The sequence below is a fragment of the Nostoc sp. PCC 7524 genome (assembly GCF_000316645.1).
Taxonomy (GTDB): Bacteria; Cyanobacteriota; Cyanobacteriia; order Cyanobacteriales; family Nostocaceae; genus Trichormus.
Map to the genome: position 1 here is coordinate 2,011,646 of NC_019684.1, position 15,839 is coordinate 2,027,484.

Consider the following 15,839-nt stretch of genomic DNA (forward strand, 5'->3'; position numbering starts at 1 on the left):
ATTCAGATTTTACTTAAGAGCAAGTACCACTAGATACAGACAAACCACGAGGAGTAGTATTCGGTACTTGAGCTACTAGAGATACATTACCGTTTTTATCGACAATCCAGCCTTGCACCTCCACTATTTTTGGTGGGGAAGATGGCAGAATTTCATTCATGACATGACGATTTTGATCAGCATCGACTGTATCTAATGTTATCCATCGTGCTGTAGATACATCACCTTGAAACGGTTCTATGGGACTGCGGGAAATTCCTCCCCGTCCTGTGACGGTGAAAGAACTACGCCTAGCAGCACTACCGGGGTTACAACTAGAAACAATTTGTTGTGACGCATCCGTGAAATTACTAGGTAGCTCTACCAAACCGCGACTAGGATCTATATCAGGTGTATTAATTGTGACTGTACCTGTTAAGCCAAACTGTGAACTAGCATCAATATCGTTAGTATTATTAGGCGGAGTTGATGGGCGTTGTTCTAGATTAAAAATACTCCGAGCATTGATATTGATATTGCCACCTTGCCCTTGAAAAGCATTGGCAGTGATATCACTATTTTCATTAGGGACGGCAACAATAAAGCCACTATCAATCAAGATGTTACCACCATCTCCACCAGCCTGATCGATGCCTGCGGTAGTCGAGATTTGACTGTTGCGGCGTAATAGCAAGATATCGGCAATTTGGAGCGTCATATTGCCGCCCTGACCTGATGTAGTTGTGGCTGAGAGAACCGCTTGGTTGTCTAACAACAGGTTACGAGCTGCCACTTCTAAATTACCCGCATCTCCTAATCCCTGATTGTTCACACCAATTGTGGCACCATCTCGCAGCGTTAACTTATCGCTTTCAATCCTCAACTTTCCCGCCGTGCCTGTACCTTGAGAGCCAGTAAACAAACCGCTAGGAAACTGCTGACCTGATTGATTTCGAAAAAATCTTAGATTGGGAACCTGTGGAACTGTGCCAATTAGTTCAATTGAATCAGAAGCTTTGATCAAAACATTTCCACCTTGACCGCTACTAAAAGTCCCAACCCCTATTTGCGCTCCGTTTTGAACGATTAATCGAGCAGTGTCAATCTTGATTTCGCCTGCGTCGCCCTTACCGCCAGTAGTAGCAAACACAATGGTAGGATTGCCATTATCAGAGGTGCCAGTTAATTGGATCTCAGAAGCATGGATGTTAATGTTTCCCCCCTTGCCTGTACCGCTTGGAAAAACAGCAGCTAAAATTTGTGCGCCTTTGCTAGCGAGAAACCTGCTCGTCTTTACTGTCACAGTACCAGCGTTGCCAGAACCTTGGGTCTGCGCTCTCAAACCGCTATCAGAGCCAGCTATCACTACCTCTGAAGCATCTATGAATATATTGCCGCCGCTACCCACATTAGTAGTTCTGACATTTACCCTTGCCCCATCCTGGATAATTAGCCTTCCTGTGTTAACTGTGATATTACCACCGTTGCCAGTCCCTAAAGTCTGTGCGTCTAAGCTACTGATAAACCGGCCATTTTGAGCAAGAATTTCTACTGACTCTGCCGCATTTACAAGCACATCGCCGCCGCTACCCGCATTGATAGTTCTATTGATAGTTCTGGAGCTTACCTGTCCGCCATTCTGGAGTATTAACTTCCCCGTAGTGATCTCTACTGTACCGCCTTTTCCACTCCCCTCTGTCTGTGCTGTCAAGCTACTGGCAAAATTGCCATTTTGAGCAATGCCCATCACTTCCACTAATTCCCTAGCATTGACGAGTATATCGCCTCCATTACCTTGACTAGAAGCTGTGACACTTACCAGCCCACCATCCTTAAGTATCAGCTTTCCTGTAGTGATCTCTACTGTACCGCCTTTCCCATTCCCCTCTGTCTGTGCTGTCAAACTACTGGCAAAATTGCCATTTTGAGCAATGCCAATTACTTCTACTGATTCCCTGGCATTGATAATTATATTGTCTCCACTACCCTGATTAAATGTGGCGGCACTTACCTGTCCACCATTCTGGAGTATCAACTTTCCTGTATGAATCTCTACTCTGCCACTGTTTCCGGTACCTTGAGTCTGTGATAACAAAGAACTGGCAACAAAGTTGCCATTTTGAGGAATGCCGCCAATCACTTCCACTAATTTCCTGGCATTAACAAATACATCACCCCCATTACCTTGACTAAAAGCTAGGGTACTTACCTGTGCGCCATCCTGGAGTATCAGTTTTCCTGTATCTATCTCTACTGTGCCACCCTCACCTGTACTTTGACTGGCAGCAAATAAGCCACTAGAACCAATTGGCGCAATACCAATAGCCTCCACTGACTCTGAAGCGTTTACCAGTACATTTCCTCCTCGCCCCTGACTAAAAGTTGTAGCACTTACCTGCGCCCCATCTCTGAGTACCAGTCGCTTAGTTGTTACCTCCACTGTGCCGCCCTCACCAGTACCGTTACGGGCTACAGAAAATAAGCCACTGGCAAAATTGCCAGTGGCAGTGATTCCTGTTGCTTCGACTAAATCTGAGGCGTTAACAATAATCTTGCCACCATTACCTTGATTAAAAGTGCTAGATGATACTTGCGCCCCATTTTGGAGAATCAATTTTTTGGTATTAAGTTCTACATCACCAGCTTTTCCAAGACCTATTGTTTCTGTGAAAAAGGAACTAGCCTCGCCATTGGGGGCATTGCCACGGGCTTCAATAGACTCAGACGCTCTGATGCTTAAAGTTCCTCCAGTTCCGTTACCTCGCGTCAGAGACAAAATAAATGAACCATCTTGTAGTGCTACTCGCCGTCCCTGCATTTGAATATTGCCACCTCCAACACCACTGGTGTCAATAGCAGCAGTTTGGGAGAGGAGGATGTCTTGGAAGTTCTGCACGCTTTTATTGGTCAATTCCCAGCCTGGGTTGGTTGGGGTAAGACCTACTAATCCCTCTCCCTGAACACTCCAAACGGCAACTCGCCCTGATTCCGCACTCAAACTTCCGCCTTTCAGCACGACTTCACCACCAGCCAGAGCCAAGGTTTGACCGGGGTCAACCTCCAGACCACCAGTACGATTGACCTCAAGTACCTCACCAGTTTCCTGATTAACTCTCAATTCATTACCCTGCCCCTGGACGAGAATTCTGCCTGCATTTTGTCCATATTGCAAGCCAATGGGAACATTGAGCGTTAGGAAAGGAGGTGCAGAGGGGTTAGTAGTGCTAAATTCTATACCATCATTAAACTTGATGCTCTGGGCTGTACTGGCCAAAAAAGAACCACGCAGGTCAAGCCTCGCATTAGGGCCAAAAATAATGCCATTAGGATTTAGTAAAAATAGATTGGCTCCACCGTTGACACCAAGTGTCCCCAAAATTGTTGATGGGTTAGTTCCAGTGACTCGACTGAAAATGTTTTCAATTCCCCCAGGATTAGTAAACAGAACTCGTTGTCCATCCCCAACATTGAATTCTTGAAAACTATGAAATAGGCTTGTACCTCTTATGGCTCCGCCATCAACTTGAACAGCAGGAAGACCGCCTATACTAACATTTGGAGTCAGCATAGAACGGTCAACACCTAAGAAGGAATCAGGGGTAATCTGAGCTTGGGCAAAATCTCCGGATGCAGTGTATGCTGCACACACTGCTAACAAACTGGCTACCTTAAATTGCCAGATGCAATTTGACCAGCTTAGACCCATGATTGCGATCCTCAACAATATTAAGACTTCATTTTCACATAATTCTGCATTTCTCAAAGAAAAACTGATGGTGGCAATTGAAATCAAGAGATTCTCTTAATATAAGTAACCTGATGTTCGTGTTGGTGAGCCGTCTCTCCAACCATCATCATCTTCGGGTGGTGGTGGTGGTGGCGGTGTAGCAGTACCTGATGGCGTAGAGGAACCACCACCAGTACCCCTAGATACAGTAGTAAGATCCCCCCCATTGATTTTTCCTTGCTCACTAAGAGTAAGTTTAGTGAGAAAATCGATATCTTTCAGTTTTTTTAGTTTGTTTTTCATCTTTACCTTTTTTGTTTCTTTAGTTGCTTACTAGCAGATGCAGTTTCCGAAGCAATTAGCTTCTAGTAAAGCTTTCACTCGACTTCATTTATCTAATAAAATTAAGAACTTGGGGATCTTCCTGCCTGACATTTCCGAATCCATGTGATGCTTCACAATGTTGGCTTTAATATTTATAGAGGTTTCAGCTCTGACTGCCTATGTATAAAAGTTAAGTATTTTTCTGACTTAACTTTTATTGATAGCGTGGACGCTTTTGAGCGGTTTGCCGCAGGCATCGCATTGTCAACAATGTTGAGCAATTTTTATCGCCTAAGTTCTTCGATAGTTTTAATTTACTTCTAAGCAACCTTAGTAAACATCTAATAAATGTCATGACTCAGCCATGACATTTGTCATGATTCAGTAAGACGGCAAGAAAAACACAACTATGTTAAGAAAAATCAGCTAGGCTCAAATTCTGATGTTTATGTCAACTTACCCAAGTTTTCGGTCTAGAGAAGATAGAAAAGAATTGGCAAAAATAGCAGCTTGAGTGCGATCGCGTAAGTTCAATCGTGTCAAAATATTAGTAATATGGTTTCTCACAGTTCCTTCTGAAAGGTGGAGATGTTGAGCAATTTCTCGATTACTGTAGCCACTTGCAATCAGCTGTAAAACTTCCAGTTCCCTGGATGTGAGTTCTGCAAGTTCAGGTGGTTGCTCTTTTGGTGCTTCTGTCCCAGGAGTGGGTACAACACTCAGCATCTTTTCCAAAATTCCGGGGCCAAAGTGAGTATAGCCTTTGTAAATTGAACGAATTGCTTCTGCAAGTTCTTGTGCTGGCGTATCCTTGAGTAAGTAGCCCTTAGCTCCAAAACGTAATGCCTCAGAGATGTATTGCACATCATCAAATGTTGTTAAAATCAGGATTTTCGTGTCTGGAAACTGCTGACATAACTTTTGGGTAGCTACTACTCCATCCATGACAGGCATACGGATATCCATTAATACAATATTCGGTGCAGCATTCCCTACATACAGGCTTTCCATCTGATCAATTGCTTGTTGACCGTTTTCTGCTTCTGCCACTACTTGCAAATCGGGTTGAATCTCTAGTAAAGTTTTCAACCCACGACGCACAATTTCTTGGTCTTCAACAAGTAACACCCGAATCATAAATGACATCATTCATTAGGTTAAATATTTATAAGAATCAGGTTTGATTACTGAGATTAATCCTAAAGGCACGAAATAGGGAAAGGAGGAACTGCTTATGTACCGAGTTTTTCTAAAAATCAAATGATGATATGAGTCTTCTATTCAATTTAGCCATTACAAAAACATCATATCAGTTACCAGAGCCGCCGTAAAATTACTAAGGATAATTTTAGATTCTGGAATATAATTTATCAACAAAATAAAAGGCTGGTAATTGTTAGCAATTGTTCGTATTTTTATATCGGAACATAGCAGTAATTCTACAACCTGCATTTGGTTTACTGGTAATTTCTAAGTCACCACCTAATGCTGTAACCCGTTCTTGCATTCCCCTCAGACCAAATCCTTTAGTATTTTCCGTTACTTGGAAACCTTTACCATTATCTTGCAGTGTGAGTATTGTATGAGAATCTGTACTCTGAATCTGAATTGTAACTATCGTAGCTTCAGCATACTTGCAGATATTAGTCAAGCCCTCTTGTAAAATCCGATAAATAGTTGTGTTGACTGCATGGGGTAAGTTGGGTGGGATATGAATGTTACATTCTGGTAAGATACCAGTCAGGCGATAAAATTCTTCTGTCAGGTTAGCGATCGCAGTTGCTAAAAGTTGACTTTGTAGGGGTTGTGATCTGATTAACCCCACAGATTCACGTACAGCTTTTAAAGCTTCTGAACCCAAATGTTTCGCTTCTAACAAACATTCATAAGCTTTGGTAGAGTTATCTGGCCACAAAGCCATAGCAGCTTCTAGTTGAATGTTCAATGCTACCAATGAATGACCTAGAGAATCGTGAATATCACGGGCAATGCGATGGCGTTCTTCTATAGTTGCCATTTCTTGAAGTCGTAGATTGAGTTCTCGTTCTTGTTCTAAAGCTTTGAGTAACTCTGCTTCCGCTTGCTGCAACCGGGTATTTTGCACCTGAAGTTGCGCTTGTAATCTCCGATTTGTCAGATGTGTTTCAATCCGAACAAACACTTCCTGCAACTGAAAAGGCTTACTAATGTAATCTACACCTCCAACTGAGAAGGCTTTGACTTTATCAAATGTTTCATTTAAAGCACTGATAAAAATTACCGGAATTTCACAGGTGCGAGAGTCTGTTTTTAACTGCTGACAAACTTCATAGCCATTTAATCCTGGCATGGTGATATCTAATAAAATTAAATCTGGTGGTTGAGCCTGAGATCCTATCAATGCTGTTGCTCCATTGGTTACACACCGTACCTCATACCCTTGATTAGTCAGCATTTTTGATAAAAGGCGCAGGTTATCGAGGGTATCATCAACAATGAGAATATCTCCCTTGTGTAATTGACTGCCATCCATAAAATCTTAGCTTCCTGAACTTCTGTATTCTTGTTTAAGAAATTTGCATAAATTGAGACAGAAAGACTGTATATCATTTAAAGTTATGTTTGTTTCTTAACCAATACTATTTAAACATCAAAGCATAGTTATGAAAAGTTTCCAGCAAATGCAGTTAGAAACTGAACTGCCAGTGATTATTACTGACCAAGAAGGATTTATTACTGATATCAACGAGGCTTTCAAAACTATTTATGGTTGGACTTCTGAGGAAATCATTGGGTTGCCTTTAGAAGTCATTATTCCCCAGAGCCTACATGATTCTCATCGGCTGAGTTTTTCCCGGTTTGTGATGACTGAAAAAGCAAAAGTTCTCAATCATCCTCTTTTATTAAAAACTGTAACAAAGGCTGGGATAGAAGTAGAAAGCGAACATTTCATTACAGCAGAAAAACAGGGAGAAACTTGGTTTTTTGCAGCGACAATTTCTCCTCTATAAAAAATAATATTATTTTCAATCAGGTTATATTTTTATGGATAGAGATCCTGCCCTTCAGTTAAACCTGCTGCGTTCAACTTTAGGTAAAATGGAAGTAGCATTAGGGGCTATTGATGATGCAATTGTTTGGACTGGTGAAGACACCAAGGTGCAATGGTGCAATACAGCATTTGATCGCTTAGTTGGTAGACCTCATATTAGAATTTTGGGTAGCCCACTAATTCAACTACTACCACTAATACAACAGGGTCAAATAATTGCCAATGAAGAACATCCGGTGCTAATAGCACTGCAAGAACACTTGCAAGCTACTGAATATGAGTTTAAACAATCTCAAAAAACACTAATTTTGGAAATTTCAGGAAGCTCTATCGAATTTGTTAACGGAGAGAAATGTGCTGTTTTAGCAATTCGTGATATTACGGCTCGTAAACAAACAGAAGCAGCACTTCAGCAAGCTAAAGAAGCAGCAGATGTAGCCAATATTGCTAAAAGTCAGTTTTTAGCAAACATGAGCCATGAACTACGAACTCCCTTGAATATTATTTTGGGTTTTACCCAATTACTAACTAGATATGGTTCTCTTGATACCCATCAACAAGAGTATTTAGATACTATTTCCCGCAGTGGTGAACATCTGTTAAAATTAATTGATGATGTTCTAGAAATGTCCAAAATAGAAGCTGGTAAAACCACATTGAATCCAACTGGGTTTGATTTAAAACATCTTTTGGAAACACTGTACCAGATGTTAAGTTTAAAATCCCAATCGAAAGGATTACAATTAATATTTAAACTTGCCCCAGACTTACCCCAATATATCTGCGCTGATGAAAGTAAACTGCGCCAAGTTTTAATTAATTTATTAGGCAATGCCATCAAATTTACCCAAATCGGTAGTGTGACTCTGCGCGTCTGGCAAGACACAGAAGCGATAGACACAGGGATACGGCTATTATTTGAAGTTGAAGATACTGGATCTGGTATTGAATTAATGGACATGGAAAGGTTATTTGAACCTTTTGTGCAAACTCAAACAGGCGAAAATTCTCAAGAAGGAACTGGATTAGGTTTACCCATTAGTCAAAAATTCGTCCGACTCATGGGGGGAGAGATGACTGCGAACAGTCAGGTAGGGGTGGGAACAATTTTTAGGTTCGATATCCACACCCAACAAATTCGATCTGATCAAGTAGAGACGGCAAAATCTAGCCAGCAAGTGATTGCTTTGGCAGTCGGACAGCCAAAATATCGGATTCTGGTAGCAGAAGATAAACCAGAGATTCGCCAAATCATGATTAAGTTGCTGCAACCAGTTGGCTTTGACGTACGGGAAGTTAATAATGGAGAAGAAGCGATCGCCTTATGTAAAAGTTGGTGTCCTGACTTAGTGTGGATGGATATGCGAATGCCAGTGATGGATGGCTATGAGGCAACTAAACGCATTAAGACAGCAATTGATTCACCGCCAGTCGTCATTGCTTTAACTGGTAGTGCATTTGAAGAAGACCGGATTGTAGCTTTATCTACAGGTTGTGATGACTTTGTACGTAAGCCATTTCGAGTGGAAGTGATTTTTGACAAGATGGCAGAATACTTGGGTGTGAAATATATATATGCAACTGAACAAATTAAACTGCCAACACAGCCACAATCGGCAGATATTCCCGTAAATGAATTAAGTAATGCAATGCTCCAAATGCCTCCGGAATGGGTGGAACAATTGCATCAAGCAGCGAGGCGAGTTAATTCTAAGCATATTCTCCAACTGATTGAGGAAATTCCATCATCCCAGGCTGGTTTAGCTAAAACGCTAACAAATCTCGTCAATGATTTTTGTTTTGAAGAGATTATTAATTTAACTGATACCAATTCTCTATGAAGTTGCATCAAATAAATGATGTAGAGACGTTGCATGCAACGTCTCTACATTCATTTTCGGAGAGGTCTAGTACAGAATAAAGTGCATCTTGATCAAGAAACGGTATGAGAGGCTGCCGTAAACAACTTGATGTTGTTAGTTGCAATCTACTGCTTGACGTAAAAACTTAAGCATCTGATAATTTGCTGTTGAACTGACACAGGTAGTTTTGTGCATTAGGAAAATCTTGTGGTGCAGACAAGATGCCCCACCACAAGAAATATTGAATTATATTTTATGTTTGCCCTATTTTAGTCCGGTCACGCTACTACAACTATTGTTTAGCCAACAGCTAACGAGACAAACGTAAAGTCTTGTTGTAAGCTGACCGTGGTTGTGTCTCGCACAACACCAATCAAATCTCCGTTGTAGAAGATTCCGGTGTCTAGCGCACTGCTACCTCCCCAGTTGCCAGATCCGAGGCTGTATTGATTATTATCCGGCAAGTACAAAAGTTGGATTTTGTCACCTTCTGCTCTGCTAAAGTCGGTAATTGTAGCGTAGCCCAACCCAGTATACTGAACACCATTGCCAGAACCCACTGCAAATGTGTCCGCTCCTAAACCACCAGTGAGGAGATCATATTCTTGACCGGAACCGAAACCGTTCAGATAATCGTTGCCACCACCACCGATGAGGGTGTCGTTGCCACCGTTACCGTAGAGGTAGTTGTTGGAACTGTTACCAGAGATGACGTTATTGAGGCTGTTGCCATATCCTCTTTCGGCACTACCAGTCAGCGTTAGGTTTTCAACGTTAGAGCCGAGGGTATAGGAAAAGATGGAAGAATATACTCTATCAGTACCTTGGGAAGCATACTCAATAACTACATCTCCAGCATTATCAACGTAATAGTTGTCGTTGCCAGTACCGCCATACATTGTGTCTGCGCCAGTACCACCACTGAGGGTATCATTGCCATCGTTACCGTAAAGGGTGTCGTTGCCAGAATTACCGAAGAGGTAGTTGTTAGAACTGTTGCCGGAGATAACGTTGTTGAGGCTGTTGCCGTATCCACCGTAGGCAGTACCAGTCAGCGTTAGGTTTTCAACGTTAGAGCCGAGGGTATAGGAGATGGAAGAATAAACTCTATCAGTACCTTGGGAAGCATACTCAATAACTACATCTCCAGCATTATCAACGTAATAGTTGTCGTTGCCAGTGCCGCCATACATTGTGTCTGCGCCAGTACCACCACTGAGGGTATCATTACCACCGTTACCGTAAAGGGTATCGTTGCCAGAACTACCAAAGAGGTAGTTGTTAGAATCGTTGCCAGAGATAACGTTATTGAGACTGTTGCCGTATCCACCGTAGGCAGTACCAATCAGCGTCAGGTTTTCAACGTTTGCACCAAGGGTATAGGAGATGGAAGAATATACTGTATCAGTACCTTGGAAAGCATACTCGGTAACTACATCCCCAAGATTATCAACGTAATAGTTGTCGTTGCCAGTGCCGCCATACATTGTGTCTGCACCAGTGCCACCATTGAGGGTGTCATTACCATCGTTGCCGTATAAGATGTCGTTACCAGCAAGCCCGGAAATGTAGTCATCTAGTGCAGTGCCTACTAGAGATGGCAGATACACAAGTACGCCATTAACGTATTGAAAAGAATTGTTATCGTTGTATTGAGTTCCTGTAATGTTAGCCACGTAATTTTTTCCTTAGAGAGTGTGATTTTCGTGTGTAAGCTAGATAAGTATTGAAGAAATTAGTTACTGTGAACCTCGTACATCACTAAGTTATGAAAAAGGGGTTAGAGGCTAGTAATTTTTCCTCAGCACTTAGCTTTTAGTGTTGTCTCAGTGAACTTTCCTTCTGAGCATTACTACGATGGTTTTGAGTTTTTATGCACCTAATAAAAAGATTTTTGGTAAAAATGTGGACAATACCTGGAATGCTGTGTATTACAATTAGGTAGAAACTCGTAAGCTCTTAATTTTCTATACTCACAAAATTTTATGCAACCCCGACAGGGTATTCTTGAAACCTTCTCTACCTTTGTGCAGTTTGATGCAGATAGGTTCAGTGTTTGGGTGACAGATAGCAAACTAAACCGAAGTATCAAAAAATGCGTAGAACAATACCCGCAACAAATATCTGATCATTTCTGGGTGCTTTACTGGTACAAAATTTGGCAAATAGAATCCAGCCCTTTAGCAGTAGGACATATTTCCGCTTATTTGCAAGAGGTATGCTACTGGGTTGCGAGAAAAATAGCTGTAAATTTTACGAGTCAATTTTCTGTTGCAGATTGCTTTCAGATTGCTATTTCCTGCATTTATAAAATTCTTAAAAACTTTAATCCTGAATACAGCACAAATTTAAAAAGCTATGCTGAATACGCTTTTGAGCGTTTCCTCAAAGACTCATTACGTTTGGGAAAGGAAGCAGATATCTGCACTGACTGGGCTTTACTGCATAAAATTAGTCGCAAGCGGTTGGTAAATGCTTTAGAAAACGCTGGTTGTAATAGTCAAATTATCAATAATTATGTCTTAGCTTGGGAATGTTTTAAGGAACTCTACACCAGTGATAGTAAAACTGTTCGTCAATTGGTAAAACCGGATATTGCCACATGGCAAGCAATTACTCAGCTTTATAATAGACAAAGCTTGAGTCAACTGACTCCAGACATTTTAGAAAAATGGCTGAGTACCTCCGCTAAAGCTGTACGAGATTTTCTTTACCCCAAATTTGTGTCTGTAGATGCTCCTATTCTTGGGCAAGAATCAGGTAATCTATTAGATACATTACCCGCAGATTTACCTGCATCATTACTGACAGAAATTATTGCCCAAGAGGAAGCTACAGCTAGACAAACACAACAAGCACAATTAAACCAAGTGTTGACGGATGCTTTAGCGGCGTTGGATACGCAGTCGCAGAAATTACTCCAAGCTTATTATCAGCAACAGCTGACTCAACAACAAATCGCCCAACAGTTAGAAATTAAGCAATATACAGTTTCTCGCCGTTTGAGCAGCATTAAACGCTCATTACTCACTACCCTAACGCAGTGGAGCATTGATAGTTTGCATATCTCCCCTACGCCTGTCGTAGTGGATGCGGTAAGCAAAAGTCTAGAAGAATGGCTTAACAATTACTATAGAACTTCTTGAGATTATGTTTGATCATGCTGTGGGTTTCGCTGTTGATAATGACTTGGTTTTAGAATTGATTCCGACATCACCAAATCTAGAACGTAAATATTCTACGTCTGGTGGTTGTCAGCGTGCTTGGCTTAATCACATTTGTTTAACTACATTTTTAGATTGGTTACAAGGGGAAGTTACACCCAATGCTAGAGTGCATCCCAACACAGCTGCTCTGCCCAGTTTTTGGGAAGTAGTCAACGGTACAGCTATGAGTTGTGATAACTCCCGCTTGGTTCTGATTCCTACCTTAGCAATGGATGTAGATGAGTTACGTGTACCTCAAGAATGGGTGGATATTCCGGAATGGGTGGCTGATTATTACTTAGCGGTGCAGATAAATACAGATGAAGGCTGGATGCGAGTTTTTGGTTACACAACGCATCAACAACTGAAAACTTTAGGAGTTTATGATCCAGGCGATCGCACTTACAGTTTAGAATCTGATCAGCTCATCGCAGATTTGAATGTGCTATGGGTAACTCGTCAATTGTCTCCGGAAGAAATCACCCGTGCGTCGGTTGCTCCCATACCACCTTTACCCCAAACCCAAGCAGACAATTTACTGCAAAGATTAAGTAACGCAGATATCAAATTTCCCCGCTTAGAAGTTCCCTTTCCTCTTTGGGGAGCGTTAATCGCACATGGTGGTTGGCGACAACGTTTGTATGAATTGCGCCAAGGAATTGTGCAACCAGTATCAATTGGGCAATGGCTTCAAGAAGGGGTATCGAATTTTGCTCAACAACTAGGCTGGGAACGGCGACAGTTTTTTGCTGTCTCTTCAGGGATGAGGAGTTTAGAAAGCCAAACTCCTATTGTCGGCTTATCTCGACAAATTTTGGTATCTGGTATTACTTATGAGTTACGATTTTTCCCTAAAGGCAATCCAGACGAAAAAATTTGGCGGTTTGAATTACTTAATTCCACTCCTGACAATCTAATTCCTACGGGGTTTCAACTCAGGCTGCTTACGGAAGATTTACAAGCATTTCCTAATAATGAAGATGCAGCCACAACGCCTGTAGAACAATTGTATGTAGAAGTGATGTTAGAACCCGGTGAAGGTTTAGTTTGGGAAGTCACACCTTTACCAGCAGAATATGAGCGCGAAATTTTACGTTTTTAGTTGCAGGGGGGATTGGGGAGTGGTGAAGAAGAAAATTATTAATTTTTGTTTGCTGGCTGTGCTAACTATATTTATATGTGTTTTAGTGACTCCAGCCTTCGCAAATATTTCTCAAAAGACAATTATTAATCAAGATTCACAATCTAAAATTGTCGAAAGCCAAACATTATATGAAAGTGGTAGATTTGCTGAAGCTGTGCAGATTTTACAGCAAGCAGTCCAAGAGTATCAACAACAGGGAGATACTTTAAAACAAGCTGTAGCCTTGGGTAATCTATCGCTGGCTTATCAACAAATTGGTAATTGGCAACAAGCTCAATTAGCTATTACCAATAGCTTAGATTTACAAGAATTTAATAATAAAAATTTAGCAATTTTAGCTCAAACTCTAGATATTCAAGGACGCTTACAACTTTTAACAGGTAAGCCAGAATTAGCTCTGACGACTTGGAAACAGACTGAAGATATTTACACCAAGATAGGAAACAAAAACAGTATTGCTTTGGCACTACTTTATCAAGCTCAAGCATTACGTAATCAAGGTTTTAATAAGCAAGCTATTGAGAAACTAGAACAGGTAAATCAAACTCTAAAATCTCAAGGTGATTCTTTGGCGAAGGCAGCAGTTTTACTATCCCTTGGAGATACATTAGAAAATGTAGGAGAATTAGAAAAATCTCGCTTAGCTTTAGAACAAAGTTTAGCAATTCATCAAAGGCTTAAATCTTCAGAAAATATTGCTTTAAGTCTGTTAAGTTTAGGTAATAATGCGCGGATTCAACAAAAAAATTCCCAGGCAGTTGCATTTTATCAACAAACATTTGACACCTCATCTTTACCCATCACAAAAGTTAAAGCACGACTCAATCATCTCAATTTATTAATTACAGAAAAAAAATTTGCAGCAGCACAAACCTTAATTCCAGAAATTCAATCTCTACTTATACAACTTCCACCCTCTCGCCCATCGATTTACGCCCACATTAACTTGGCTCACAGTTTGGGTGGTTTAAACACCCCCAAATCCCAAATTGCTCAACTACTGGCTACGGGTGTACAAGCAGCGCGGAGTTTAAACGATATCCGCGCCGAAGCCTATGCTTTGGGTAATCTGGGTAACTTGTATGAAAAAACACAACAATTTGCTGAAGCGATTAACCTGACACAACAGGCTTTAATATTGGCGCAAAGTAGCAACGCACCGGAAATTACTTATTTGTGGCAATGGCAGATGGGTAGATTATTCAAAGCCCAAGGTAATTTTACAGGAGCGATCGCAGCCTATGATGCAGCCGTAGAAACATTGGAGTCGCTGCGTACTGACTTAGTAGCAGTCAATCAGGATATCCAGTTTAATTTCCGCGACAATGTAGAACCAGTTTATCGTGAGTCAGTAGCTTTATTGCTGCAAAATTCTGGCAAAAAACCCGATATTCAAACCTTAGATAAAGCGAGAACACGCATAGAGGCACTACAGTTAGCAGAACTCGATAACTTTTTTAGAGAAGCTTGTTTACAAGGGCAGAGGGTACTTTTAGATCAAGTAGTAGACAAAGACAATCCCAACACTGCCATACTCTATCCCATTATTCTGCCAGAACAACTCCAAGTAATTGTTAAAATTCCTCAGCAACCACTGCGCCATTATACAGTTAACAAATCCCAGGTTGAAGTGGAACGCACCTTGGCAGAACTGCGGGAATACATTTTAGAACCGGATAGAACTGAGGAAGTACAAACCCTTTCCCAAGAAGTCTATAACTGGTTAATTAAACCTATGGCATCTGATTTAGCCACAAGTCAAGTTAATACCCTGGTATTCGTACTAGATGGGGCATTAAGAAATATACCCCTAGCTGCGCTTTACGACGGCGAGAAATATTTAGTAGAGAAATACGCCATTGCTTTGAGTTTAGGGCTTCAGCTATTAGCTCCCAAACCTCTGACTCAAAAACCTGTGAGTATACTAGCTGCGGGTTTAGTGCAACCACCGCCAGAGTTTCCCACATTCCCACCCTTACCAGGAATCAAGTTAGAATTTGACCTCATTGCTCAAACAGGAGCATCTACCAAAAAACTACTAGATCAAGACTTTACCAGTAGCACTCTAGGAAAAAACGTTAATACTCTTCCTTTTAATGTCTTACATTTGGCAACTCACGGACAATTTAGCTCTCGTTCGGAAGATACTTTCATTTTAGCCAATGATGGTTCTATCAATGTTTTAGAATTCGATAAATTACTCCGCTCTCAGAGTGAAACTAATACGCAAATCTTAGAATTATTAGTTTTGAGTGCTTGTCAAACTGCCACAGGTGACAACCGTGCAACATTAGGGTTGGCAGGCACAGCCATCAAAGCAGGCGCACGTAGCACAGTTGCCTCACTGTGGCACATCAACGATCAATCCACTGCCGTCTTGATTGGTGAATTTTACAATGAATTAGTCAATAGTAAAGTGACTAAAGCAGAAGCCTTACGTCGCGCTCAAGTCAAATTATTAACAAAGTATCCTAATTATAATCGCCCCGGTTACTGGGCTGCTTATGTATTAGTTGGTAATTGGTTTTAGAGATTAAGCAGCTGACAGAGAAATTGCCACTAAATC

Annotated in this window: 10 protein-coding genes; 5 read left to right on the top strand and 5 right to left on the bottom strand. The window is 41.2% G+C overall.

What is annotated here, in order from left to right; translation table 11 throughout:
* Positions 1 to 13 precede the first annotated feature (13 nt).
* The 4 genes from NOS7524_RS08025 to NOS7524_RS08040 all read right to left on the bottom strand — a co-directional run bounded on the left by NOS7524_RS08025 (position 14) and on the right by NOS7524_RS08040 (position 6,542).
* Positions 14 to 3,685, bottom strand: a complete 3,672-nt coding sequence (locus NOS7524_RS08025; protein ID WP_015137987.1) for a two-partner secretion domain-containing protein — start codon at positions 3,683 to 3,685, stop codon at positions 14 to 16.
* A 96-nt stretch (positions 3,686 to 3,781) separates the two neighbouring features.
* Positions 3,782 to 4,009: a hypothetical protein gene (locus tag NOS7524_RS08030; protein WP_015137988.1), complete on the bottom strand. Its 228-nt coding sequence runs from the start codon at positions 4,007 to 4,009 to the stop codon at positions 3,782 to 3,784.
* A 477-nt stretch (positions 4,010 to 4,486) separates the two neighbouring features.
* Positions 4,487 to 5,167 (bottom strand): response regulator transcription factor, encoded by a 681-nt coding sequence (locus NOS7524_RS08035; protein ID WP_015137989.1) that lies wholly within the window; start codon positions 5,165 to 5,167, stop codon positions 4,487 to 4,489.
* Positions 5,168 to 5,426: 259 nt separating this feature from the next.
* Positions 5,427 to 6,542, bottom strand: a complete 1,116-nt coding sequence (locus NOS7524_RS08040; RefSeq protein WP_015137990.1) for an ATP-binding response regulator — start codon at positions 6,540 to 6,542, stop codon at positions 5,427 to 5,429.
* Between the two features lie 130 nt (positions 6,543 to 6,672).
* On the opposite strand from NOS7524_RS08040, the gene NOS7524_RS08045 reads away from it, so the two are divergent.
* Both NOS7524_RS08045 and NOS7524_RS08050 read left to right on the top strand, forming a co-directional pair.
* The gene (locus NOS7524_RS08045; RefSeq protein WP_015137991.1) at positions 6,673 to 7,020 is read left to right on the top strand and encodes a PAS domain S-box protein; all 348 of its coding nucleotides are present in this window, start codon (positions 6,673 to 6,675) and stop codon (positions 7,018 to 7,020) included.
* 34 nt (positions 7,021 to 7,054) lie between these two features.
* Complete coding sequence (locus NOS7524_RS08050; RefSeq protein ID WP_015137992.1) at positions 7,055 to 8,902, top strand: ATP-binding protein; 1,848 nt, start codon at positions 7,055 to 7,057, stop codon at positions 8,900 to 8,902.
* A gap of 320 nt (positions 8,903 to 9,222) precedes the next feature.
* Here NOS7524_RS08050 and NOS7524_RS08055 read toward each other — a convergent pair whose 3' ends face one another.
* Complete coding sequence (locus NOS7524_RS08055) at positions 9,223 to 10,599, bottom strand: calcium-binding protein (protein ID WP_015137993.1); 1,377 nt, start codon at positions 10,597 to 10,599, stop codon at positions 9,223 to 9,225.
* A gap of 309 nt (positions 10,600 to 10,908) precedes the next feature.
* On the opposite strand from NOS7524_RS08055, the gene NOS7524_RS08060 reads away from it, so the two are divergent.
* Genes NOS7524_RS08060 through NOS7524_RS08070 form a run of 3 tightly spaced genes read left to right on the top strand, consistent with a single transcriptional unit; the run spans position 10,909 to position 15,803 of the window.
* A complete protein-coding gene (locus tag NOS7524_RS08060) occupies positions 10,909 to 12,069 on the top strand; it encodes a sigma-70 family RNA polymerase sigma factor (RefSeq protein WP_015137994.1) in 1,161 nt (386 codons plus the stop codon).
* A 4-nt stretch (positions 12,070 to 12,073) separates the two neighbouring features.
* A complete protein-coding gene (locus tag NOS7524_RS08065; protein ID WP_015137995.1) occupies positions 12,074 to 13,231 on the top strand; it encodes a DUF1822 family protein in 1,158 nt (385 codons plus the stop codon).
* Positions 13,206 to 15,803 (top strand): CHAT domain-containing protein, encoded by a 2,598-nt coding sequence (locus NOS7524_RS08070; RefSeq protein ID WP_051039185.1) that lies wholly within the window; start codon positions 13,206 to 13,208, stop codon positions 15,801 to 15,803. The genes NOS7524_RS08065 and NOS7524_RS08070 overlap by 26 nt, the downstream gene beginning before the upstream one ends.
* Positions 15,804 to 15,839 lie beyond the last annotated feature (36 nt).

Bases quoted from the DNA above. Each gene is read 5' to 3' on its own strand.
- NOS7524_RS08025 (WP_015137987.1), bottom strand. From the start codon at position 3,685: ATGGGTCTAAGCTGGTCAAATTGCATCTGGCAATTTAAGGTAGCCAGT.
- NOS7524_RS08050 (WP_015137992.1), top strand. From the start codon at position 7,055: ATGGATAGAGATCCTGCCCTTCAGTTAAACCTGCTGCGTTCAACTTTA.
- NOS7524_RS08070 (WP_051039185.1), top strand. From the start codon at position 13,206: ATGAGCGCGAAATTTTACGTTTTTAGTTGCAGGGGGGATTGGGGAGTG.
- NOS7524_RS08035 (WP_015137989.1), bottom strand. From the start codon at position 5,167: ATGATTCGGGTGTTACTTGTTGAAGACCAAGAAATTGTGCGTCGTGGG.
- NOS7524_RS08060 (WP_015137994.1), top strand. From the start codon at position 10,909: ATGCAACCCCGACAGGGTATTCTTGAAACCTTCTCTACCTTTGTGCAG.
- NOS7524_RS08030 (WP_015137988.1), bottom strand. From the start codon at position 4,009: ATGAAAAACAAACTAAAAAAACTGAAAGATATCGATTTTCTCACTAAA.
- NOS7524_RS08065 (WP_015137995.1), top strand. From the start codon at position 12,074: ATGTTTGATCATGCTGTGGGTTTCGCTGTTGATAATGACTTGGTTTTA.
- NOS7524_RS08040 (WP_015137990.1), bottom strand. From the start codon at position 6,542: ATGGATGGCAGTCAATTACACAAGGGAGATATTCTCATTGTTGATGAT.
- NOS7524_RS08045 (WP_015137991.1), top strand. From the start codon at position 6,673: ATGAAAAGTTTCCAGCAAATGCAGTTAGAAACTGAACTGCCAGTGATT.